A 24,577-nucleotide genomic window follows, 5' to 3' on the forward strand; every position below is an offset into this window, starting at 1 on the left:
AATTTAAAAAAATGAATACTACAGTAGAAAAATATATTATAGGTCTTAAGCAAGCATATTTTGACAACAATTCGAAAGAATCGTGGGAACATTTCGAAAAAATTAAAGATGGTGCGAGTAAAGAGGATATAAAAAAACTTAAACAAGTATATAAAGATATTCCTGATGAATTAGTAAGCATGATGGAATATGTGGATGGAACATATTGGAGAGAGTATGCCGGAGAGAAAGTCATTTTTTATTTTCTAGGTTCTGACGTTTATGAATATCCATATTATCTATTATCTTCCAAACAGATGATTGAAAATCAGAATCTAGCCATTAAATACTATTCGGATTATATTGAAAGAAAATATGAAGAGGTGCCGATAGATGATAAAATCACCAATGAAGTAGATAAAATCAAATGGCTTCATTTTTCTGATTGTATGAATAATGGCGGTACTTCGCAATTATTTATAGATTTTAGCCCATCAACTAATGGAAAGAAAGGGCAAGTTATAAGATTCTTGCACGACCCTGATGAATTTAAAGTAATCGCTGATAGTTTTGAGACCTATTTAAAGAAGTTAATTGATAACGAATATAATTTCATCGAAGAAGATATATTAGATTGAACCAGAGAAAAAATAGAAACTTGAGACTTGTATACTATGAAAACATATCTACAGGAGCTCAATAATCAAAATGAGTTTTCTAATATTTAAAAGGATAAATATTACATTATGGATTTAATTTTAGATTTCTTTTTTGTGGGAGGCATCTTTATCATTTCTATGATTATATTCCAACTACTAAAAGTAAAAAGCAAAGAATTACCCCAAAAAATATTGATTGTAATTTTTTTTCTTCTCTTTTTTGTTGCTTTCTATTTTTATGCATTGTTACATAATATTGTTTGGCTGATAAGGCTTCTGTTTTTTCCTAATGACATTACTACCATAACTTTAGGCCCTTTATTATTTCTTTATGTAAAATCCTTATTTCTAAAGGAAGATGGATTAGTAAAGAATATACTAGTCCATTTTATACCTGCTTTCTTATTTGCCATTAGTATTACAATTCCAACAATACTATTCAATATCTTCAAGATAGATGAACTTGCATACACGCATACTGATTGGATTCGCACTATTATAAGAATTGATAGTCTATATTTTCTGTTATATCTATTTCTTTCGTTAAGATTATTATCAAAATACAGAAAGCTAACAAAACATAAATATTCTAACCTAACACATCATGATTTTAATTGGATTAGGATTATGCTTATCTCGGCAATAGGCATTATTAGTATGGATTTAGGAATCAAGATATATGAATCATTTTATGGTGATTTTAGATGGAATGCTGACTATCTATCTGTATTGGCTATGATTATTTTAGTTATTTATTTAGGATATTACGGTGTACACCAATCTAAAGTACTATTACCCTCCTTTTTATTAAATAATGAAATAACAGCTGAAATTAGTAAGGCAAAAAACAAAATAATTTCACCAACAAAAAAAGAAGAATTCAAAACCTTAAAGAACAAACTCGAGTTTCTTTTAGATACTGATCAAACTCATTTAGATCAGGATTTAACATTAGGAAAATTAGCGCAAAAAATTTCTACGACAGATAAAATACTTTCTACGATGTTAAATCAATATATGAATACTACATTCTATGATTTAATAAACAAATATCGAGTGCAAGCCGTAAAGGAAAAAATACATCTGGATACATATAAAAATTACAACCTCTTTGGAATTGCCTGCGAATGTGGTTTTAAATCAAGAACTAGTTTTAATAGAATTTTTAAAAAAGAAACTGGACTTTCTCCTTCTGAGTATAAAAAAGGATCCCAGAAAGGTAGCACTATCTTTTTTAACATATTATAACATACCATTGCTTCTATTGGTCAATCTAAATCCTTATAAATTCATTGATTTGTGGTCAACTTTATAAAAAACAACAATGATGAAAAAAATCGTATTGACCTTATTTTTTTGTGCACTTACACTAGGCGTAAAATCACAAAATGCAACTAATAAACAACAAGAACCAAGTGTAGAAAAATCAATTTTCGGTATTCAAACAGGATTTGCGGGATTATGGATTTACAATGAATTTAAACTATCTAATCAAATAGCTTTCCGAACTGAATTGGGCTTGGACGCTTATGAGAATGATGATTTTTATCCTGATGCAGGTTTCTTATTAGTAACAACTACTTCAATAGAACCACGCTGGTATTATAACCTAAATAAGCGTAGCAATAAATCGAAGCGAATAGATAATAATAGCGGTAATTTCTTTGCTCTTAAAACTACCTTACGTCTAGACGATCTACTTATCAAATTTGGAGATGATGAAAACGCAAGAATAGTATCTAACTTATCTATAATTCCCACTTGGGGAATTCGACGAAATATAGGAAAGCATTTTAACTATGAAACCGGAATTGGAGTTGGTTACATTCATTACTTTTCTAAAAATTCCGGGTTCACAAAAGATAAAGGAGAAGTTGCCATAAATCTACACTTACGTATCGGATATCAATTCTAACCATATCGTATCATGAAACATTTTGCTATATTGCATAGATACTCGTCAGAACGCAAATAGAACATATTAGAAATGTTGTAACTAATTGATATGAGTATATTAGTATATCCATATAGAAGAAATAAGAGAACAAATGAAATAGAAGGTTTGAGCGCATCTTGTATATCACCGTATAATGATATGTTTGGACCTGAAAACTGGAGAGTTCGTGTATGGGGAACTAAATTATTAGAAAAATTGAACTGTTTCTTGATTTATTCCTTACTAGATTCAAATTTATATGTAGAAAAAACTGAATTAATAGCACTAAAGGAAGAATTAAATATACTGCTACAGCATTCGCAAACAATTTCTAATGAATTAAAAGTTAATGAAGATACTTTTAAATTTCGAGTATATAATGCTTTAGAAGCAATCAGAATTGCATTATTATATGATAATTCTGGAGTAGCAATTGAATAATAACCTAGAGATTTTTTTATGAGACTATCTATTATCCAAGTAATATCGTTGTTTTTATTGTTAACATCTTATGCTAAGGCTCAAACTAAACAAGATTCTTTAGACATTAGACAAGTTGCTTTGGATTATATAGAATCTCAGCACAATGTGAAACCTGAACAATTTGAGCGTGCTGCCCACCCTAGAATGGTTAAAAGAACTTTCTGGACAAACAAAAATACTGGAAAAGAATATCTGAGAGAAACATTTACCGACGCTATGATCCTGCTTTCCGAAACCTATAACCTAAACGGAGACAAGTTTCCGAAGAATCCTAAAAAAGAAGTTATCATACTGGATATTTATGATAAAACAGCTTCGGTAAAACTCATAGCAGATGATTGGATTGATTATATGCATATTGTAAAACTAAATGGAAAATGGCAACTAGTGAATGTATTGTGGCAGTTTAATGATTCTGATAAACATTAAAACAACACAACAAAAATATACTGTGATACTGCCAAAATATATTATTACAGAATTTCCATTAAAAAAACTATGGCTGTGATAAAATTAAGGCAAGCTTCAATAAAGGATCTTAAATTGGTGAAATACTGGGATACTAAACAGCATGTCATTGACTGTGATCCTGATGATGAATGGAATTGGGAAGTAGAGCTAAAAAGAGATCCCAAATGGAGAGAACAGTTGATTGCAGAGTTAAACAAAGAACCTATAGGTTTTATTCAGATAATTGACCCATACATGGAAGAAACACATTATTGGAAAGATGTGGAACCTAATAAAAGAGCAATTGACATATGGATAGGAGAAGAATATAATCTAAACAAAGGATACGGAACTACTATGATGAGACTAGCCATTCAAAGATGTTTTCAGAATCAGGTTGTTGATAGCATTCTAATTGATCCTTTAAAATCTAATGTTAAAGCACACAAGTTTTATGAAAGACTTGGATTTGAGTTTATCGAAGAAAGAAAATTTGACAATACCGTTTGTTATGTGTATGAATTGAAAAGAAAAAAGTCGACATATCATAATGTACGTTATAAATAAGACGTTTAGCACATTACAGATATCAGACTGACAATAAGTCTCTTAAAAATATAGTGTCTGGAAAGATTTCTGAGAAAATAAGAGTTTCGATCTTTTGATCTACACGAACACTGTTATGTAAAGTTTACAGCGATTAATACTCCTAAATTTTACTATGAGTTATTCTGAACACTTTGGAGATATGTTTATATTCGTGATTGCATATCATTATAAGTAAGTTTAGAAAAATGCTAGAAAGTCTATTCACCGAAAACAAAAAGGCTCCTAAAGAAACGACTATCTACTATTCTAAATCTAATAGCAGGTTCTACATGCTATTTTCTATCCTATTTTTGGGTTTTGGAATCTATGCATTTTTTTCTTTAAGCTATCTCATAGGAATTGGATTTATTACGCTATCCGTTTATGGAATAAGAAATAATCGCAAACTTATAAAAGATAAAAGTGTTCAACTTACTCTCTCTGAAGAAGGCATTAGCTATAAAGGTGCTCGTACTAAAAAATGGTCTGAAATAATAAACGAGAATATCATTTTTGAACCTTCATCTACTGGAGTAAAATCACAATATTACCTAAGCTACGATCACAGAAACAGGAATGAGAAAATACTTATAAACGAACTTGATATAAGTACACAAAGACTGAATTACCTACTAAAGATATACAGAAAACGAAGTGAAAAAAGTTAAAGTCTTCTATTAACTTATAATTACAACCATAGGAACTTCTAAATTTTAAAGTCACTTATCCTGAACACTTTATAGATATCGTTATATTCGTAGTGATATATCATTGTAAAGCATTAGAAAAAATTATGGGATTCTTTAAAAATCTTTTCGGAAAAAAGAAAGAAGTAAACGAAATTTCTAAAAAGAAGATAGAGAAAACGGTTCAAGAAACAGAAAATGAACCTTACGGAATTGATAAAGAAAATGCTCACCAAAGAGCTATCGAATTAATACCCGAAGAATTCTTTTGGTCATGTATAGATGAATTAGCTCCATTTGGTTCGGACGAAGGAGATATGGCCTTATATGAATTTAGGAATTGGAAAAAAGACAATCCGTATAAAGAAACTTATGATTGCATAAAGTGGACTATCGAAGGGGTTTCTGAAAAAAAGCTATCAGAATACAACAAAAATATAATTGACAGAACACTAGTTAAAAAACAATTAGAAGATGATAATTTTGATGACCATCAATATATTTACACCGTCGACATTTCGGTTATCGCAACTGGATTTGGTCAATTAGTAGATGAAGGAAAAATTGACAAAAAGAATAAACCACTAATTCAATTAGCAATTGATCGACAAAAAATTTGGGCAGAACTAGCCACTAATTGGAAGCATAAAACAGAATATATTAAAAATTTGGATGTATTAGATAGGGTATTGAAAGTTGCATAAAAATCTATGTGTATAACATGAAAGTAATCTTATCTAACTTCATGTGTTATTTAACTTAGTTCTTATACAATTCGTATAATTTACATTCCAAAATCTACCTAAAAGTAAGACCAACAGCCTTAACTTTTTATTATATTAGACGCTATGAACACAATTGATATTAGAGTTGTAGATGTAGTGCAATATATACAACCTTTGCGTGAAGGTGGTTCTTTACCTGCTATTGTTAAGGCAGATGATGAGTTTTTGTATGTTCTAAAATTTAGAGGAGCTGGTCAAGGCAAAAAAGTATTGATCTCAGAATTTATTGGTGGCGAACTAGCGAGGTCTATAGGATTAAATGTTCCTGAATTGGTTCTTATGAATCTGGATGATTCTTTTAGTAAAACAGAACCTGATGAAGAAATCCAAGACTTGCTTAAATTTAGCGTGGGTCTTAATTTAGGATTACATTTTTTATCCGGGGCAATTATGTATGATCCATTGGTTTCTATTGCAGATTCTATTACTGCCTCTAAAGTTGTGTTACTAGATAGTATTATTAGTAATATCGACCGAACTGCAAAAAACACAAACCTACTTAACTGGAAAAATGAGTTATGGCTTATCGATCATGGAGCCAGTTTTTACTTTCACCATAATTGGGAACAATGGGAAAATCATCTAAGTAGAACGTTTCCTGCGATTAAAGATCACGTATTATTAGAACGTGCTAATCATCTTACAAAAGCCGCTATAGAGATCAAAAAAAGTATGACCCCTCAAAAAATCAACGAAATTGTATCAAAAGTACCTCAGGATTGGTTGACTCATGAATCAGAATCACTCACACCTGATGAAATGAGAATTGCATATATAGAGTTTATAAACTCTAGACTTTCTAAAATTGATACACTAGTAAAAGAAGCTGAAGATGCCAAATAGATGTACATTTGAATTTGCCATTATCCGATTCGTTCCCAAAGTAGAGCGTGAAGAGTTTTTTAATGTGGGAGTGATTGTATTTTCTAAGCAAAAGAAATTTCTGAAAGTTAAATACTTAATTGACCAAAACAAATTAAAAGCTTTCTCTAGCGAAATTCATATGGAATTATTACAAGAATACCTAAAGTCCTGGGAACTCATCTGTAATGGTGAGCCAGCTGGTGGAGCAATTGGAAAACTAGAATTATCTGATAGATTTCGATGGTTAACAGCTTGTAGAAGTACAATTATCCAAAGCTCAAAAACACATCCAGGAATCTGTCTTAACCCTCAAAAAGAATTAGATATTCTCTTTAACAATTACGTGTTATAAAAACAATATCCTTATTCTTATAATACTATTATTAAAAAACTCTTTAATCATAATATAAACTTACCAATACATAGTACCGTAACAAATATAAAGGTCATTCGTCGATAATGTAAAAACACATTATGACTTCAAATAGGAAAACAGCCAGATTAGCTGGTGTAGTATACTTGATTCTCATTATTAGCGGTATGTTTAGTTTGCTATACGTTCCTTTAGAATTAATAGTTTACGATGATCCTGCAACCACAACACAGAATATTACAGATGGCATATTGTTATTCCGATGGAGTATCATAGCTGGATTGATATGCTACAGTACATTTTTAGTATTGCCATTAATTCTTTACAAATTATTAGCTCATGTAGACAAAACTCAAGCAGTTTTGATGGTAGCTTTTGCTTTAATTAGCATCCCCGTTTCTTTGTATAATATCAGCCATAAATTTGATATTCTAACCTTAATCAGTGGAGCAGAATACTTAAAGGTTTTTAGCCCCGAACAGTTACAGACTCAAGTGATATTATTGTTAGATTCATATGATAATGGAATAATGATCGCACAGGTATTCTGGGGGCTGTGGTTATTTCCTTTTGGGTATCTTGTATATAAATCCAAAATTTTGCCTAGGTTTTTTGGTATCTTTTTAATGATTGGATGTATTGGATATATCATAGAATTTATCGGTGGATTTATGATTGATGGATATTATGATATGGGTGTCTCCACTTATATTGGAATACCATCTGCAATTGGAGAAATCGGAATTTGCTTATGGATGCTAATCGCTGGAGCGAAGAATGCGCCTACATCAAATGAAGTATGATAGTAAGATGATGCATCATTTTTTTCTTTAACACATTTTTAACCTCCAAAAAAAGTTAGAAAAGCTAGAAAAAAACGACATTTAGGAAAAACAACTATCACATGAGTCTTTCTAAAATTACCTTTACCAACGCAGAAGGTCAAACACTTTCTGGGCGTTTAGAATTACCTGCGGATCAACATCCACATAATTTTGCGCTTTTTGCGCACTGTTTTACGTGCAATAAAAACCTGGGAGCTGTTCGTAACATTAGTCGTGCACTCACTTCTCAAGGGTTTGGTGTTTTACGGTTTGATTTCACAGGTTTGGGAGAAAGTGAAGGTGATTTTGCTGATACTAATTTTTCGGGAAATGTAGAAGATCTAGTTACTGCTGCAGATTTTTTAGCGCAGGAATATCAGGCTCCTTCTCTATTGATTGGACATTCTCTGGGTGGCGCAGCAGCTATATTTGCTGCAGCAGAAATTGATTCTATAAAAGCTATAGCTACAATAGGTGCCCCTTCTGATCCTACTCATGTACAACACTTATTACGAAGCGGTTTAGAAGAAATTGAAGCAAATGGTAAAGCCGTAGTAAATCTGAGTGGAAGAGATTTCACTATTAAGAAACAATTTCTGGATGATCTAGAAACTAAATCATTACCGACCGTAGCAAAAAATTTAAATAAAGCCTTATTAGTAATGCATTCTCCACAGGACACCACAGTGGGTATTAAAAATGCTGAAGAAATTTATCACGCCGCAAAACACCCTAAAAGTTTTGTAACCTTGAATGGAGCAGATCATTTATTAATGAGGAAAGAAGATTCTATTTATGCTGGTAACGTAATTGCAGGATGGTCATCTAGATATGTTGATATTCCTGAAGAACCTAGTTTAAAAAGCCAACATCATGTGGTAGCAAGTTTAGGGAATGATGAAGGATATACTACCCAGATGAAAGTAGGAAATCATTATATAGTGGCAGATGAACCTGAAAGTGTGGGTGGCCATGATTTTGGACCTTCTCCTTACGAACTCGTATCTGCAGGCTTATCAGCTTGTACTGCGATGACTATTAAAATGTATGTAGCTAGAAAAGGTTGGGATCTGCAAAATGTAGAAGTACACACTAGTTATGATAAAAAACATATGGAAGATTGTGAAAATTGTGAAGACCCAACTGCCAAAATCGATACTTTCGAAAGAGAAATTAAACTGGAAGGAGATCTAGATGAAAAACAGATCGCAAGAATCCTGCAGATTGCAGATAAATGTCCTGTACATAAAACATTACATAGCGAAACGCAGGTGATTACGACATTGATTTAAAACCAGATTACAACTATATTATTCTTTTAAAACAAATTACTTGAACCATCTTCATAAAGAACTTGTCGACATAAAACTATTCGTATTCAATCCCTGTATGCTAACGATTAAAAATTTTAGTATAGAGCCCGAAAGTAAAGAATATAAAGCCTGTAATTTTCATTTAAATGATCTTAAAATTGTTTGTAGGGATGCTAAAATAACACCAAAGAAAGTTGGACAGTTTGTTACCTTTTGGAAGCGTAAAAAAAATGGCCCTATTGAACCTTTTGAAGAAACAGATTTGATAGATTATTTTATAGTGAATGTAAAATATGACGATCATTTTGGTCAATTTGTTTTCCCTAAATCTAAATTGATTGAAAAAGGAATTATTTCTACAAATAAAAAAGAAGGGAAAAGAGCTTTTAGAGTATATCCCCCTTGGGATACAGCTAAAAATAAACAGGCAGAGCGAACTCAAAAATGGCAACTGAATTATTTTTTACCAATTGATCATTCTATAAACATTGAACTTGCACAAAAGTTATATTCAAAAAAGTAAAACAACTCAAAAGCAGAATATTTTACTTTTGTACAATAATATATATCAAAAAGGGAAGCAATACAGGGCTGTGCTTCCCTTTTATCATTATGAAAAGTATTAAAATCTTCTAGTCTATCATTCTGACCAGTATTGTAACGTCACTTCGATCCAACCCTCCGGAGTTTCATTTTCTGAACTTACTTCAACAATTCCAGAAGACGCTCCATCAAAATAACCATCACGTGCATCAAATCTATAGGTTCCTATTGGAAGACTTTCGAAAAGCCCAACTTCATATCGAGAATCAAAATAAATCACACCTGTTTCTAAGTTAGTAGCTCCATATCCAGGTAATGTACTTGCTGGAATTTCCTGACCAGACCATTCATCTACTAACTTGATTACAACATCAAAACTTACTTGACTTTTCTCTTGAGTTGATGATGTATCATTTTCTATATTATTGGTTTCTGTTTCACAAGAAAATGAAAAACACAGTATAAATAACAGTATGATTTTCTTTATTAGTTTCATAATAACTATGGCTTTAAAAGTTAGTATTTAAATTTCCGAATTAATTCTAAAACACTCTTTATCTAATGATTATCAAAATGTTATATAAACAAACCGTTAACATATAATATAACAAGCTAACGGTTTTGAAGCTGTTTATTCCAAATAATTAAGTAATTCCTTATTGTTTTATCAATCTTTTGGTATGTATGGTCTTTCCGTTTTCATCTTTAATAGAAAGTAGATAAATTCCGGTTTGACTAATCTTGGGAGAAATCGTGATAGTCTTATTCTTTGACTTAGAAGAAACATCTTCTTTATGAACTACCTTTCCTGTAAGGGTATAAATACTAACAGTATATTTTTTATCCGTTTCAAATAAATACGTTGTAATACTAATCTGATCTGTAAAAGGATTAGGAGATAGAACAAAAAATAAATCGTTGTGAGCCTCTTCTTCTAATGGTGGGAATTGTATTTTGGATACATCCGTATTACTTCGTAGTGTTCCACAAGCACCTAAATTAGACCAACCTGATGATGTACGCTCGTATAAATAACCTAAATAGGTCACTTTATCTCCTGTAGCATAACTGATACCACTTTGCCAAGGAGAAATCCCTTCGCAAATATCCACAGGAATACTATCATCCGTTGTGTAATTAATAATAAGTCTTGCTGCTTTTCCTGCACCTCCTTCATAAGAATCAGCCACTCTTTTTGCAGATGTATTCGTTAGACTTACTCCTTTTCCTGTTATAATAAAACTAGCATTATTACCAGACACCCATGAACTTTTATTAACCAGTTGCTGAACTATATTTTTTAGATCAGGTGAGCGTTGCGCTAAGCCATTTTGTCCACTGGACCAAGCAGAAGGATCCCAAGTTACTTTATTAGAAAAAACAGATCTATTGGATACATTATTTGATGCAGTTGTAAAAGCGGGAGAATTACTACTATTGTGTAAAGCTATCTCTAATTCTGCATTAGCACTATTACTTTCATCCGCAGTAAATTGTAAATACGCGCTAGTAATTGTTGCGTTTTTTGGTAAAGCTAAAGATCTAAATCGTAATCCTATAGTTTGATTTCCGGCATTACTATGGCTATCATACACTAGTTCCAGGTCACTACTATTGGTATATACGTCTCCATTTTGTCGTTCTTCTACATCATCAATTCCACTGGTAATAGACACCTCAATGCTACCGTTATCTGGATCTGGATCGACAACTGTTCCTTTATTTATGGTCACTACACTTCCGTTAGATGGGTTCCATATATCCAGATTAGAAGGAATCTGAAATACATTGTTATTAGAGACTGAACCTACCTGCGAAGCATTATCTACGCTAATAGTTCTTGTTTCGATTTTATCCTCATCAATAAAAATCCATTTAAATTGATTAAACCTTGCAGAGTTTCGTGTCCAGTTTTTATTATCATCATTAGATCTTAAAGGTGCTCCCCAGCATCCTTCTCCGGCATATACGGTTCCGTTTTGATCATCCCTTACAAATCCTTCATCACTTCCTGATCCTGTAGAAGGTCTTACCGGCCATGTGGTTTTTACGGTATGTGCATCACATTCGATTACCAACTTTACTTCTTTATTATAAAATAATTGGGCCCAGTTGCTATATTGGCTATTTCCTTCGGATTTATAGGATACGTGTGGACGCATGGGCTTATGGTATTGAGCCATTTTCCACACGACGTTTGCATTTGAATTCAAATCATTTTGTAACCAAGTTGTTTGATTACCAGAAATTGAGATTTCAGTGTTTAAAGTATAAGTTCTAACTAGATTGTCTCCAAAAGTGATAGCATAATATACACTAGATGAGGGTACATCAAAAAGATGGTATATACTATTGTTACTATCCTCATGATTTCCACGTGCCGCAATAATAGGAAACATTCTACCATCTGAAGCTATGGTTAACTGCCAATCGTTAAACCAAGTTTTCCACTGATTACTGGAATCACTATCTGTCATATCTCCACCAAATAGAACCGCATGTGGCTTTAATTTAGCTACCAAGCGATTGGCATTCTGTCTTGGCGTTCTATTATTTCTGGAATCACCTCCTGCTATAAAAGACAGTCTACTCTTATCTGCAGGTGCTGTTTTAAACCAGAAACGTTCACTAGTACCTTGACTATCTCTTACTACAAAATAATAAGCTGTATTAGGTTGTAATCCGGTTAGTCTGGCAAAGGTATTGTTCATGCTCTTATAGGAAACCGTTCTGTCCGGTGATTTAGAATTAGGGTAACTATTATAATTAGTTCCATAATCAGTTGTTCCATAATAGACAGTAGGATTACTGCCTGATATTTGATTCCATCCTATTACTATAGAGGTTGCTGGATTTCCTCGTAAGGTTAATCGATACTTGTCATTAGAGGCTGTGACTTGTAATCCCACAAGAATTACAATAAGGGTAAGTATTCTTTTCATGAAAATATAATTAAGTTGGTTCTATAAAGTTAGTTTATAATTAATAAAATTAGTTCATTAAATGAATAAAAAACTACCCTTAACTAATTCTTAATTAAGAATTAATGTTTATCCATATATATTATGAATAAAATAATATTGAATTTGTAATCAGTTAACAATATTCCTTTTTACTTTGTAATTATGACAAAGGATCAAACTCAACTTATTTTTAAAATATCAGTATTTTTAATTTTCATTGGTAGAGCTTGGCAGCATCTTTTTTGGGATGCTCCGTATAGATCTTTCTTTTGGGATGAATCTTTATTAAAACCTATAATTGAAGGGGTTTTCAATATTACATGGCAAGAATATGCTACAAGTAATCGGACAGATCTAATAATACAAAATGGTATTAAAATCAATGGAGTTTTATACCTTATTGCTGCTATTTCTGTCTTGATGATAAAAAAGAATACAACTAAATGGTTTCGAATTCCTATATATTTAGGAGGTTGCAGTTTGGTATTATTAACTATATTACTTACGAAAGAAAAATTTTATCATATTGCTCAATTTTTTGAACACAGCATTCAATTCGGATTACCATTTGTATTGCTGTATAGTTATTCTAAAAAACTACGTCATGAAAGCTTAGTTTTTATTTTTAAGATACTAATTGCCTTCACCTTTTTCTCTCACGGATTATACGCTTTTGGTTTTTACCCTGTTCCAGGAAAATTCATAGATATGACTATACAAATTTTTGGGTTTTCTGAAACAACCGCTATATCGTTTTTATATATAGCTGGTATTTTGGACTTCATACTTGCGATTCTAATTTTTATCCCTAACGTTCAGATATACGCATTATGGTATGCTGTGGGGTGGGGATTGTTAACAGCTATGGCAAGGATAGTTGCTAATTTTTATTGGGATTTCCCTTTACAATCTATTCATCAGAATTTGCACGAAGTCATTTATAGAATTCCACATGGATTAACTCCTTTATTAGTTATTCTTTTACTTAAAAAACATAGTATCAATAAGATAAAAAAGGCTGCCCATATTGGACAGCCTTCTTAACAAACTTAAGATATAATCTATTTAATTATAAATCGTTTCGTTTCTCCTTGAACTTTTAGTAAGTACATACCAACTTCAAGGTTACCAACATTGATAGTTTTGCTACCACTTATGGTTCCTTGTCCAACAATCTGTCCTACCATATTCATAATAGAATAAGCAGTATCAGAATTCTTAGAGTCTTTCATAGAAACTTGCAATAAACCACCACTTTTTAATGGGTTTGGAGCAATTGTGAAATTAGAAATCCCTTCTTCATCTTCATTCCCTATGATAGGAGTCGTAGGTCCGAAATCTGCTACTACAGCAGATCCATTACAAGATCCTTCGTAAATCTTAACATTAGAGAAAATTGAAGTATTTCCAGATCCCGCATCATTATCATTAATGAATACCAATCGATCCATGCTTCCTGTATAGAAGTTACCTACTGGAATTACATAAGTTGTTGTACCACTAGAATAGTTATCGAAGTTTGTTACTCCATAATTCTGAGTACCATGAACTTTGAAATACCTAGTAGAAGTTAATGTATTATCATTTTCAAAACCAACTCCGTGAATTTCTCCCTGAGCAGTACTACTGAAACTAAACTCAATAACCGTATTAGCAGTTACAGTATAGTTTAGTGCAATATACTTCCAAGTGTTATTAGACAATGATAATCCAGCTCCACCATTTACAATAGAGAAGTTACCTGCCGCATCTTGATTAGAGAAAGGAGTAATTGAGAAGTTATTAAAATCGATTGCATCACAAGTTGGTCCTGGATCAACTGTACCATTAGTGATACTTAAATCATCGATCGTAACATCGCCTTGCCAGCTATTTCCTGTAACCGTATTAAGACGTAGTTGTACACTTGCATTTCCAGCATATGCAGAAAGATCAACACTAGCAGTATTCCAGTCAGTTCCTTGTGCTCCGGATCTACTAAATACGCTTGTCCAATCTCCTGTATTATCTGTTCTTGCTTCTACATCCAAAGTACCTATTGCATTACCTACCATATGGTATTGGAAACTTAATGTTGGAGAAGTCAACCCACTGAAATCTAAACAAGGTGAATTTAAAATCGCTCTTTTGTTAGGGAATCCATTTCCGTTTCCAGAAGCTTCAACATAAATATAAGAATTACCATCAACAGCACCACTAGGTCCTGTTCCATTAGAAGGAGTACCATTAGAATCTACAGTCCAATCTAAATCATCTCCAGAAGCTTGAGACCAATCTCCTATATTTCCTTCAAAACTTTCGTTGTATGGGAATGAAGCTATATCTCCAGTACATTCATCTCCACCAGGTCCAGGTCCACCGCCATCACAAGGATTAACGAATGACACAGTCTGATCTGTTTGTCCATTAGAACCTCCATTATTATTCTCATTAGCATCCTGACCTACACCACGCTCAGCAAACGCTTTCCAGATGATACATTCGTACTGACCTCCATATAAATCTTGGTCTGCTTGTAGTATACCATTTCTTCCGGATACGAATCCTGGATTATTCGCTGTATTTTTTAGTCCTTCAATTACTAAAGCCATAGCGATATTATTACCTCCAGTTCCATTGTAGAAGTCTGGATCAAAACCTTCGGCATCAATCAATCCCCAAGTCATATCCCATAAAATAGTAGCAAATGCATATCCAACTCCGTGTGGTCTTGCTAATCCTCCTATATCTGCATAATCTGTATTATTTACAGATCTATCAATAGAATAAGGAGTCGGACGAATACCATCACCAGTAGTTGGTTGGTTTAATGCATATGTACCTATTCCTCTAGAATCAGTTCCAGAATCACCAGCTCTCATCGTAAGCATTAATCCAAACCAGTCAGACCATCCTTCTCCCATTTGCTCAGAACCACCTAAATTATTAGAAGAAGGTCCTCCTACTAATCTAATAGAAATACCATGACCATATTCGTGAGCAATAATTCCATTATCTAAATCCCCATCTCTATCAGGGTTTGGACTTGTCCAAAGGAACATCTGCATTCTAGGATTTCCTCCATCACCTGGAGTCGAGAAGTTCGCATTATTACTTCCACTTCCATCTTGTGCATCTGCATTTACAGAATCACTTCCTGCACCACCATTTCCATAGTTATTTTCCTGGAAGTTACCACTAGCTTCATCAAAACCATATTGATAGAATACATCATGCATAATATTATTCCAGTAGAATAGGTTTGTTATTGCTGCATCATCATATGTTGTTGGTCCTTGACTAAGGTCAATTGGAAAATTAAAATCTAGACTCGCTCCTCCATTTGGAGAAAAACCTGTACCATTATTTCCATTTCTATCTTCCTGAGCCCATACATTATTACCTCTAGTAATTGTAAACTCAGCTCCAGGACTACCATTAGTATCATGCCATCCAAATGGAGAAGCTACAGTATTCGCTGGATCAGTTACTATCGAACGACTACCGTGACTTGGACTTTCTATTGGCATTGCATAAACATTGTAAGAATCAGGTGCAAGCGCAGCAGTAGCTTCTGCTTTTGTTGGCGCTGTAGGAATATCTTTATCAAATAATACAGATTCTCCATGATTGTGAGTTTCGTGATCAGGAGTACCAAAATTACAGCTAATTACCCAGTCTTCTGTATATAAAAGCTCACCTGTAGTAGCATCTACATTAACATTCCACCAATGTTGACCATCTTTTTGATACAAGCTTACATGCCAAGTTAAAACCAACTTATCATCTTGCTTAATATACACTTGTTTTGCCTCTATAGGCTCTAATGTAATTCCAGAGTTTTCATATACTAATACTCCATCAGCTTTGCTTTTAGCTCTAACTAATTGTGGAGATTGCAAATTATGAGCTCTAGCTACATTCATAATAGCACTTTCTGGTGAAAGAGAAGATTTTGCAGAAGTAACTTTAGATTTTATATCATCTACGAATTGATCAATCTCCCAAGTTACTGTCTCTTTATTCTTTACAGTAAGTTTATAAGTTGCATACTGTATTGGAATCCCTTGAAAATATTGCTGAACATACACATGTTGTATTTCAGGGTTTAGCGAGGGAACTACATTTGTTACTTTCCACTCTGATACATCTTCTGTTGTCAGAGCCGATTTAGCAGTTGTTTCATTGAGGTGGTTTTTTACAATACCATCCATGATGTTTTGTGCAAACATTGCTTGTCCTATTAACAATGTAAATAAGACAAACGAGTACATTTTTTTCATATGTATAAATTTTGAATTTGTGTTAACTAAAATTAACAAAATCCAAAACATCTATTACACAAATCTAATATCACTGAACAAAGTTCAATTATTTCACATTTTTAGTAAATATATCTTAACAACAAAAACAAATAAAAAACATTAAACTACCAATTGTTAGTTAACCTATATGAACACTAGAGTTTGGAAAATATTTTCATCTAATTATTTTCCTATTCTGAAAATCAGAATAATAACTATCCCTTTTTACAGTTACGGGATACCTGTAGAATTTTTTCTTAATTTTTTCAAAAAAAATGACCTCCAGAAGTGATTTATAGGCTTTTTGACTAATCAATAGGAGAAATGGTTAAACAACTTATTCTTGGTAAGAAATATTTTTGCTAAAAAAATTCTATATTTTTGAGTCTATAAAATACGTCTCGCTATTAATTTAATTCTAATTTAGAATTGTAGTTATGAGTTCTTATCCGAAGCTCGGAATAATTAGTAAAACGAATAAATGAAAAGTCCAATTTTTGAAACTTCCTTACAATCAACACATAGCATATTAGTTCCTTCTAAAATTGCTGAATCTTTTGTGAGTCAAAATCATAAAAGAGTTGTTGTTCAAATACAATATCAGAATAAGTCAGTTCAATTTCACGCAGCTTTACAAAAAAGAAAAGAGCTATTCTCTATAATGTTTAGTAAGAAATATCAAAAACAATTAGGAGTTTTTCCAAGTGATTATTTTCAGGTTCAATTGCTTGAAGATACTTCTAAATATGGTGTTGAGATGCCAGAAGAGCTGGAAGCTGTATTACAAAGTGATCCAGAAGCTTCGGAGATTTTCGAATCTTTTACAGCTGGCAAAAAAAGAAGTCTGATTTATTATGTGTTAGGGTTTAAAAATTCTCAAACTCGCATTGATAAAGCTCTAATCATTACAGAAAATCTAAGGCTAGGTATTAGAAATCCTAGAGAATTAATAAAGAAGTTATAACATTTCACTGAGAACGAGCATACTTCATTTTGCAATCAAATTGAATCTTTAAAAACAGGTGGATACATTAAAAAAACTATAAAACCCGTATCTAAAGTATTACTTCTAACGCAACCATCTCCGTATAATTTCATCTTTTAGTCAAACAGTCAAAAGATGAAAAAAACAAAATTACTAGTATTAGGCTTACTCCTGATATGCTTACAAAGCTGCTGCCCTTTTCTTGTAGATTGCGAAAATAGCGATGATGATCCAGTTTTCTCTAGATATAGACCAATACTATTAGATCGCAGCAATTTTGAAAACTCAGTCTCTTTAAAAAATCCTACTTCGATTAATACTTCAGGAAAAATTTATATCAAAGATGATCTGCTTTTTATCAATGAAGTACATAAAGGTTTTCATATATATGATAATTCTGATCCAAGCTCCCCTACTCCTATAAAATTCCTAGAGGTTCCTGGATCAACAGATCTTGCCATCCGTGACAATATGATCTATATCAATCAAGCCACAGATCTAATTGCTGTCGAATACGATATTACTAATGGAATTACTATTACAAAAAGAGTAATTAATATATTTCCTGAATTACGCTCACCAGATGGTTTTCTTCCATATAACATTCCTGAAAATAATGTAGTAATAGGATGGACACTAATTAACTAAAACAAAACATCATGAAAAAATATATCTATATGATACTCACTTCTTTTATAATATTTAGTTGTGACTCTGATTCTTCTAGTGATTCATTATCTCCTGTTGCTGACGGTACTGGGGGATCTTTAGCAACATTTGCTCTAAAAGGAGATTACCTGTACACAGTAGACAATACCGATCTTACCGTATTTAATATTACAGATGTAAAGGATCCCGTTCAAGTAAATACGATACCTATCGGGTTTAATATTGAAACTCTTTTTAGTTATAGAGACTATCTATATATAGGATCCAGAAATGGAATGTTTATATATGGATTAACGAATCCTGAATTTCCAGAGAAATTATCTCGTGTAGAACATTTTACAGCTTGTGATCCTGTGATTGCTAATGACACACACGCCTTTGTGACATTGCACTCTGAAACATTTTGTGGTAATAATATCAATGTTTTACAGATATATGATATCACTACCATAACTGAACCTATTTTGATTAATTCCAGAAATCTTACGTTTCCCAGGGGATTGGGTCTATATGATGATTTTTTAATTGTTTGTGATGATGAGATTAAAATATTTGACATATCTAATCCAGCAGCATCTAACTTGATTACATCTGTTAATCAAAGTGCGTTTGATGTGATTATTTCTGGAGATCTCTTAATAGCAATTGGAGAAACTGGATTGTATCAATACAAACTCGCTCCCGAAGCTAATTCTGGAATTAGTATTACGGAATTGAGTACAATTAGTATATAACAAAATCTAAAAACCTCTTAAATCCTTTGCTGTAAGCTAAAACTGCCCTATATTAGTTTAAACAAAACGTAACAAATCATTAAATTATGAAAACTCTAAACCTATTGGTAATTGCTTTTCTATCTATCGTTATTCTTAGCTGTAAAGGCGATAAGAAAGAGGGAAAGGAATATGAAAACAAGGTAAATGAAGAAATTACCGAGGAAACTACTGAGGAAAAAGAAGAAACTAGTGAGCCAAAAACGTTGGCAATGTCTTTGACCCCTAAAAGTGACAGTGAGGTATCAGGTAATGTTACTTTTACTGAAGAAGGTGGCATGGTGACCATGGTAGCGTATTTAAGTGGATTATCAGAAGGTGAACACGCTATTCATATTCATGAAAAAGCGGATTGTTCTTCTGTAGATGGTAAATCAACCGGAGGACACTGGAACCCAACTATGGAACCGCATGGAAAGTGGGGAGCATCTGAAGGATATCATAAAGGAGATATCGGTAATTTTAACTCTTCTGCAGATGGCAAAGGTTCTATAACTTTTGCAACTAACGAATGGTGTATTGGATGTGGAGATGAAAAAAAAGATATTGTTGGTAAAGCTATTATAGTACATCAGGGGATTGATGATTATAAATCTCAACCATCAGGTGCTGCAGGAAGCAGAGTAAGCTGCGGAGGAATTATAGAATAATATACATAAAAGAGGCTACTACTAGCCTCTTTCTTTTTTTTAAATACAATACTTCTTCCTCAAAAACAATCTCTCTTATCAGCCTATGCAATCCAATGAATTGATTCTTCAACTACAACAAAAAAATGAAAAAGCTTTTCAGCGCATTTATGAAATGTATGCGGAGAATATATTTGGCGTGATCTATACTATTCTTAGAGATGAAACTTTATCAGAAGAAGTATTACAAGATGTATTTGTAAAAGTTTGGAATAAAGCTGATTCTTACTCAGAAAAAAAAGGACGTTTTTTCACATGGATACTTAATATTGCCCGTAATGCGGCTATAGATAAAACAAGATCGGTAGCTTTTAAAAACTTGCAACAAAACCAAACTGCGGATTATTTCGTAGATATACTAGAAGAGAAAAGTAATTTCTCAAATAAGATGGATGCAATAGGTATCAAAAAGTACATTAATATACTAGAACCTATTTGTAAAAAAGTAATTGATTTATTGTTTTTTAAAGGTTACACACAAAAAGAGGCTTCAGAAGAATTAGACATTCCGATTGGAACTATTAAAACTCGGAACAGAATTTGCATTAATAAATTAAGAGAAGTCTTGGAAGTATAATTATGGATATCAAACAATTTATATCATCCGGAATATTAGAACTGTATGTATACGGTGCATTATCAGAAAAAGAAAATGCTGAAGTATATAATGCACTAAAAGAGCATCCTGAAATTGAGGAAGAGGTAAAAGAGATTGAAAAATCTCTTATGAAGCTATCTGCAGCAACCGCACCTTATAATCCAGAATCTGTATTTAATCGTATTAAAGAAAAATTAAATTTTACAGATAATGATGTAGATGTCATTCCGATTACTCCTAAGCGTAATAAATGGCCTTCCTATATAGGTTGGGCAGCTTCTGTAGCTTTATTAATTGGCTTGTTTATACAATTTAATAAGAATAAAGATTTACGCCAGCAATTAGTAGAATCTCAAATAGAACAAAATTTATTAGAAGGAAAAATTAATGTAGCAGAAGAAGATTTGTCTAAAGCAAAAACATTATTAAGTGTCTTACGTGATAAAGACATACTTCAAATTCCATTACAAGCTCAAGAAATAGCCCCTACAGCCTACGCTGCTGTATATTGGGATAAAGAAAAACAAACCGCTTATATAGATGTAGCTGGATTACCAACTCCTCCACCTGGAAAAGTATATCAGGTATGGTCTTTAAAATTGGATCCGCTCACTCCTACTAGTTTAGGAATACTAGATAAGTTTACAGAAGAAGAAACGAAAATTTTCTCATTCACAAATCCTAATGAATCAGAAGCTTTTGGTATCACACTTGAACCTGAAGGCGGAAGCGAATCTCCTACGTTAGAACAATTATATACTCTTGGAGTGGTAGAATCTTAATATAGGTAATTCATAATAGCATTTACTACATTTCCAGTCTTTTCATGGTTTACATTATAAATAAACCTGTTGTACTTTTAGAATGAAATGTAAAAGAAAAGTGTCAACTCGAGGGACTTTTTGTAATAATATGAAGAAAAATTGTAATTCGACAAGCTTAGCAGAGCTATCGAGAATAGTTTTTCAGACTCAAAACCCTATTCTCGATACATCCGTCAGAGGCGGATACTCTAATTGATGGATTTTGATTACAAAAATTAAATGTTTGTCAGGTTAAACTACGTCTAATCCTTTAAGTATTAACAGGGTTTTCTATGCTCATTTTCTAAGAACCTATATTTCCAAAAACCCGTATAAATACGCTAGTACAGTTATTTTTTTTGGGGTAATTTTAGTCTATCTGTTTCCAGATAAGATAAAACGATATTAACTAAATAACTAACAAATGAAAAAATCATCTTTTAACGCTTTATTGATGGTAATTTTAACGATTATTACCATTGCTGCATGTAATAAAAAAGAAAAAAAAGAATATGTTACGAATTCTCCAAATCAAGATACGGAAACATTGGTCGCTGCTGTCACTCCAATTAATTCTAAACTCCCAACAGATGTTTTGAAATCTTGTGTAGTAGATGCTACAGATTTTAGTTCTTGGTTTAAGTCTAAGAGTGTTTCTGAAAATGGGATTGTAACACCTGCCAATAGTGTAACATTTACACATCAAAACAATTGTGATTTTTATAAATGGTCAGAACAAATGTTCTTATGGATGACATCTCCTATAAAAGAAGGAGATTATAACAGTGGGACCGTAATAGAAACTCCTGCTTTCTATACTGTTTCACCAATTAATTTAGTAAATGGAACCAAAGAAAGAACCTTAATCCCACACGCATCTGGTAAAATGATCAGTGCTGTTGCAAACCTTCAAAAAAGTGATACTGAAGAAGGTCAGGCGACTCATGATGTACTAATGGCACAAAAAAATGATTCTATCTTGTATTATATCACTATGGTGAATGATGTATATGCAAAGTTTGTACTTGGCGCTAAGATGGATCAATTTTCGGATACTGAATTTCCTACTACCCAAAAAAAACTAGATAGTATTGAGACTTTTGCTAATAATATAGGACAGCCATTAAAAGATCCTGAAACATTAGCCATAGAAATAAAAACATCTTGGGTAGATGTAACGGGCTTATCTGATAGTAACTATATTACTATGGATGCTATTGTACCTAATTATATAAAAACAGATACTAAATGGACACCAAATACCAAAAATCCAACCAGAACGGCCAAACTTGCTCTAGTAGGAATTCATATTGTTGGTAGTACCGCTGGTCATCCAGAAATGGTCTGGGCAACTTTTGAACACGTTAATAACGCTCCTAATCTATCATATACATATTTGGATAATTCTAAACCAACGCCTAAAACTAAAACCGTTTCTGCGGATACTGGAAATGATTGGTTATTAAACGATGATAGCGCAAGCAGTACTTATAATCAATCACATATGAAATATACTGATAGTGATATTGTAGCATATACCAAAATAAACCCTTCTCAAAAAATTACTGCCAGTAACACCAAGATGACCAAGCCTTGGGGAGTTGCAGATGCAGGTGTACCAAATCCTGAAAATGCTTCGGTTGCAGCATCTAACAGTCAGATTATATCGACTAACAATAGTGTTCTTGGTCAGTTAAGCGATGGAGATATGCGCAAAAATTATATTTTCATTGGTGCTACCTGGACAAATGATGGTGCACCTCCTACCGGAAAAAGTTATTCGGTTAAAGATACTTTAACAGCGTCTGGAGTTGCTATCGGAACTAGTCAATTAGCTAATAGTACAATGGAAACATATGCGCAAAATGGCTCTGCTTATTCTAAATATGGTAGTTGTTTTTCCTGCCATTCTAAAAATGACGGTTTACTACCTACAGACTTAAGCCATGTATATAAAGAAATCATGGCAGGTATTGTAAAAGAGAAAGCTATCAAAAATCCTTAAAACAAGATTATTATATAAGTATCATAAAAAAGTCTACCATTCTAAATTAGAATGGTAGACTTTTTTTATGATAAAATAATTACCTCCTATTCTATTCCGTCAAATATTTGATGTATTCTATATTGGTTCTTAATCATCAAAATCTATATCTCCGCCAGTAGGCAGCGTATTTAAAAACTCATCAAAATCAGAAATCTCAGAAAAATCTCCTGATGGTATAGAAATATCAACACTTGATAATGCTCTAACAGAAAAATCTGAAACATCTGTAGTAATATGAATGTTTAGATCTACTCCTTTTTTCAGAATTTGTAATCCCATATTTAGCCATTTGTTTTTAGACAACTTCTCTAAATCTGTTTCTTTCTTGACAGTAGAATCTTTTTTACGTAATATATTTCTTGCCAATTGATCAATGGCTTTTGTTTGTTTCCCTTTAATGATCGAATCATTACTAATTTCAGAAAAAGTTGTTTTCACATCTGATTTTAAAGGAAAATTAATATCATCTGGAAGGTTTAAAAATACCATATCTAACAATTCTCGTTTTACCTTTATTTCTTTAGAATCAAATACATCTTGTTTTAGAAAACCGGTATCATCATGATATCTGGTGAAATCACAGCTAAACTCTTTAATTATCGTAGAATCTTTTATTTGTTCTATCAATTTATATTCTGATAATAATTTGAAGGTGCGATCTACAGGAGAAGGAATACCGCTGGGCATTTCTTTATTTTCTAATTGAAATTTATAATCTTTGATACTAAGTGTATGTTTATTCTTCGTATTACTTAATTTATCTGCATAATACATAACAACACTATCCTTTTTCAAATCTATAATTATACCCGCATAATTATCTAATACAGCATACACACCTCCCCATCGCTGCTCTCTTTTTATTTTATTTTCGGAAATAAAATAAGTAGTATGTACTTTGGTTAAAGATCCATAAAGACCTCTGGACTCTGATAGTTTTATTTCTCCCTCGAAATAAGGCCTATTGTCTTCTTCTTTATCTCCAATCTCCTCTGTAACTCCGTTTTTTTTATCATTTAAAAAATTGCAAGAAGCAAGTACACAGAGTAAAACGATACTACTAAATTTTACAATTGAATATTTCGTCATTAGTTATATTATCTATTAAATTTTTACCTTTAATCTATAAACTTCGTTTGTTATTATGAAAAATAAATCTACGGTTAGTTTTTATATTAAACAAAGAAAAGCCTGTTTGTACCTCAACAAACAAGCTTTTCCATAACAACATCAAAAAACAAAACCAAGTGATTCTATTACTTTTGTAATACCATATTTTGTTTA

Annotated in this window: 25 protein-coding genes; 21 read left to right on the forward strand and 4 right to left on the reverse strand. The window is 32.4% G+C overall.

Annotation, left to right across the window (positions count from 1 at the left end; translation table 11 throughout):
- The first annotated feature begins 11 nt into the window (after positions 1-11).
- From Q0829_RS20200 to Q0829_RS20260, 13 genes are all read left to right on the forward strand, one after another.
- A complete protein-coding gene (locus Q0829_RS20200; RefSeq protein ID WP_298546354.1) occupies positions 12-617 on the forward strand; it encodes an SMI1/KNR4 family protein in 606 nt (201 codons plus the stop codon).
- Positions 618-725: 108 nt separating this feature from the next.
- A complete protein-coding gene (locus tag Q0829_RS20205; RefSeq protein ID WP_298546355.1) occupies positions 726-1,886 on the forward strand; it encodes an AraC family transcriptional regulator in 1,161 nt (386 codons plus the stop codon).
- A gap of 79 nt (positions 1,887-1,965) precedes the next feature.
- Positions 1,966-2,553 (forward strand): hypothetical protein, encoded by a 588-nt coding sequence (locus tag Q0829_RS20210; RefSeq protein ID WP_298546356.1) that lies wholly within the window; start codon positions 1,966-1,968, stop codon positions 2,551-2,553.
- Between the two features lie 90 nt (positions 2,554-2,643).
- Entirely contained in the window at positions 2,644-3,015 is a 372-nt protein-coding gene (locus tag Q0829_RS20215) for a hypothetical protein (RefSeq protein ID WP_298546357.1), read from the forward strand.
- Positions 3,016-3,033: 18 nt separating this feature from the next.
- Complete coding sequence (locus Q0829_RS20220) at positions 3,034-3,486, forward strand: nuclear transport factor 2 family protein (RefSeq protein WP_298546358.1); 453 nt, start codon at positions 3,034-3,036, stop codon at positions 3,484-3,486.
- A 69-nt stretch (positions 3,487-3,555) separates the two neighbouring features.
- Positions 3,556-4,074, forward strand: coding sequence for a GNAT family N-acetyltransferase (locus Q0829_RS20225; protein WP_298546359.1), 519 nt, complete (start codon positions 3,556-3,558; stop codon positions 4,072-4,074).
- A gap of 227 nt (positions 4,075-4,301) precedes the next feature.
- Entirely contained in the window at positions 4,302-4,763 is a 462-nt protein-coding gene (locus tag Q0829_RS20230; protein WP_298546360.1) for a hypothetical protein, read from the forward strand.
- A 125-nt stretch (positions 4,764-4,888) separates the two neighbouring features.
- A complete protein-coding gene (locus tag Q0829_RS20235; protein ID WP_298546361.1) occupies positions 4,889-5,485 on the forward strand; it encodes a hypothetical protein in 597 nt (198 codons plus the stop codon).
- A 144-nt stretch (positions 5,486-5,629) separates the two neighbouring features.
- Entirely contained in the window at positions 5,630-6,409 is a 780-nt protein-coding gene (locus tag Q0829_RS20240; protein ID WP_298546362.1) for a HipA family kinase, read from the forward strand.
- Positions 6,399-6,782, forward strand: coding sequence for a DUF3037 domain-containing protein (locus Q0829_RS20245; protein ID WP_298546363.1), 384 nt, complete (start codon positions 6,399-6,401; stop codon positions 6,780-6,782). Before Q0829_RS20240 ends, Q0829_RS20245 begins: the two co-directional genes overlap by 11 nt.
- A 122-nt stretch (positions 6,783-6,904) precedes the next feature.
- Positions 6,905-7,606 (forward strand): DUF4386 domain-containing protein, encoded by a 702-nt coding sequence (locus Q0829_RS20250; RefSeq protein WP_298546364.1) that lies wholly within the window; start codon positions 6,905-6,907, stop codon positions 7,604-7,606.
- Positions 7,607-7,707: 101 nt separating this feature from the next.
- Positions 7,708-8,919, forward strand: a complete 1,212-nt coding sequence (locus Q0829_RS20255) for a bifunctional alpha/beta hydrolase/OsmC family protein (protein WP_298546365.1) — start codon at positions 7,708-7,710, stop codon at positions 8,917-8,919.
- A gap of 40 nt (positions 8,920-8,959) precedes the next feature.
- Entirely contained in the window at positions 8,960-9,463 is a 504-nt protein-coding gene (locus Q0829_RS20260) for a MepB family protein (protein WP_298546366.1), read from the forward strand.
- A gap of 117 nt (positions 9,464-9,580) precedes the next feature.
- Here the strand turns inward: Q0829_RS20260 and Q0829_RS20265 are convergent, their stop codons facing one another.
- Positions 9,581-9,979: a hypothetical protein gene (locus Q0829_RS20265; protein WP_298546367.1), complete on the reverse strand. Its 399-nt coding sequence runs from the start codon at positions 9,977-9,979 to the stop codon at positions 9,581-9,583.
- Positions 9,980-10,139: 160 nt separating this feature from the next.
- A complete protein-coding gene (locus Q0829_RS20270; protein WP_298546368.1) occupies positions 10,140-12,425 on the reverse strand; it encodes a fibronectin type III domain-containing protein in 2,286 nt (761 codons plus the stop codon).
- A 183-nt stretch (positions 12,426-12,608) separates the two neighbouring features.
- On the opposite strand from Q0829_RS20270, the gene Q0829_RS20275 reads away from it, so the two are divergent.
- A complete protein-coding gene (locus tag Q0829_RS20275) occupies positions 12,609-13,490 on the forward strand; it encodes a DoxX-like family protein (protein WP_298546369.1) in 882 nt (293 codons plus the stop codon).
- A 17-nt stretch (positions 13,491-13,507) separates the two neighbouring features.
- On the opposite strand, the gene Q0829_RS20280 is transcribed toward Q0829_RS20275, so the two are convergent.
- On the reverse strand, positions 13,508-16,708 hold the full coding sequence (locus Q0829_RS20280) for a M36 family metallopeptidase (RefSeq protein ID WP_298546370.1): 3,201 nt from the start codon (positions 16,706-16,708) through the stop codon (positions 13,508-13,510).
- Positions 16,709-17,210: 502 nt separating this feature from the next.
- Between Q0829_RS20280 and Q0829_RS20285 the strand changes: the two genes are divergently transcribed.
- The 7 genes from Q0829_RS20285 to Q0829_RS20315 all read left to right on the forward strand — a co-directional run bounded on the left by Q0829_RS20285 (position 17,211) and on the right by Q0829_RS20315 (position 23,251).
- Positions 17,211-17,693, forward strand: coding sequence for a YdeI/OmpD-associated family protein (locus Q0829_RS20285; RefSeq protein ID WP_298546371.1), 483 nt, complete (start codon positions 17,211-17,213; stop codon positions 17,691-17,693).
- Positions 17,694-17,849: 156 nt separating this feature from the next.
- Entirely contained in the window at positions 17,850-18,362 is a 513-nt protein-coding gene (locus Q0829_RS20290; protein ID WP_298546372.1) for a hypothetical protein, read from the forward strand.
- Between the two features lie 11 nt (positions 18,363-18,373).
- Entirely contained in the window at positions 18,374-19,117 is a 744-nt protein-coding gene (locus Q0829_RS20295) for a hypothetical protein (protein ID WP_298546373.1), read from the forward strand.
- Positions 19,118-19,203: 86 nt separating this feature from the next.
- Entirely contained in the window at positions 19,204-19,806 is a 603-nt protein-coding gene (locus Q0829_RS20300) for a superoxide dismutase family protein (protein WP_298546374.1), read from the forward strand.
- 85 nt (positions 19,807-19,891) lie between these two features.
- The gene (locus Q0829_RS20305; protein WP_298546375.1) at positions 19,892-20,422 is read left to right on the forward strand and encodes a sigma-70 family RNA polymerase sigma factor; all 531 of its coding nucleotides are present in this window, start codon (positions 19,892-19,894) and stop codon (positions 20,420-20,422) included.
- A gap of 2 nt (positions 20,423-20,424) precedes the next feature.
- The gene (locus Q0829_RS20310) at positions 20,425-21,225 is read left to right on the forward strand and encodes an anti-sigma factor (protein WP_298546376.1); all 801 of its coding nucleotides are present in this window, start codon (positions 20,425-20,427) and stop codon (positions 21,223-21,225) included.
- Between the two features lie 445 nt (positions 21,226-21,670).
- A complete protein-coding gene (locus tag Q0829_RS20315; RefSeq protein WP_298546377.1) occupies positions 21,671-23,251 on the forward strand; it encodes a hypothetical protein in 1,581 nt (526 codons plus the stop codon).
- Between the two features lie 129 nt (positions 23,252-23,380).
- On the opposite strand, the gene Q0829_RS20320 is transcribed toward Q0829_RS20315, so the two are convergent.
- Positions 23,381-24,382 carry a hypothetical protein gene (locus tag Q0829_RS20320; RefSeq protein ID WP_298546378.1) on the reverse strand — a complete coding sequence of 334 codons (1,002 nt, stop codon included), beginning with the start codon at positions 24,380-24,382 and terminating at the stop codon, positions 23,381-23,383.
- Positions 24,383-24,577: the final 195 nt, after the last annotated feature.

This window comes from uncultured Aquimarina sp. (assembly GCF_947492405.1).
In the GTDB taxonomy this organism is placed as follows: domain Bacteria; phylum Bacteroidota; class Bacteroidia; order Flavobacteriales; family Flavobacteriaceae; genus Aquimarina.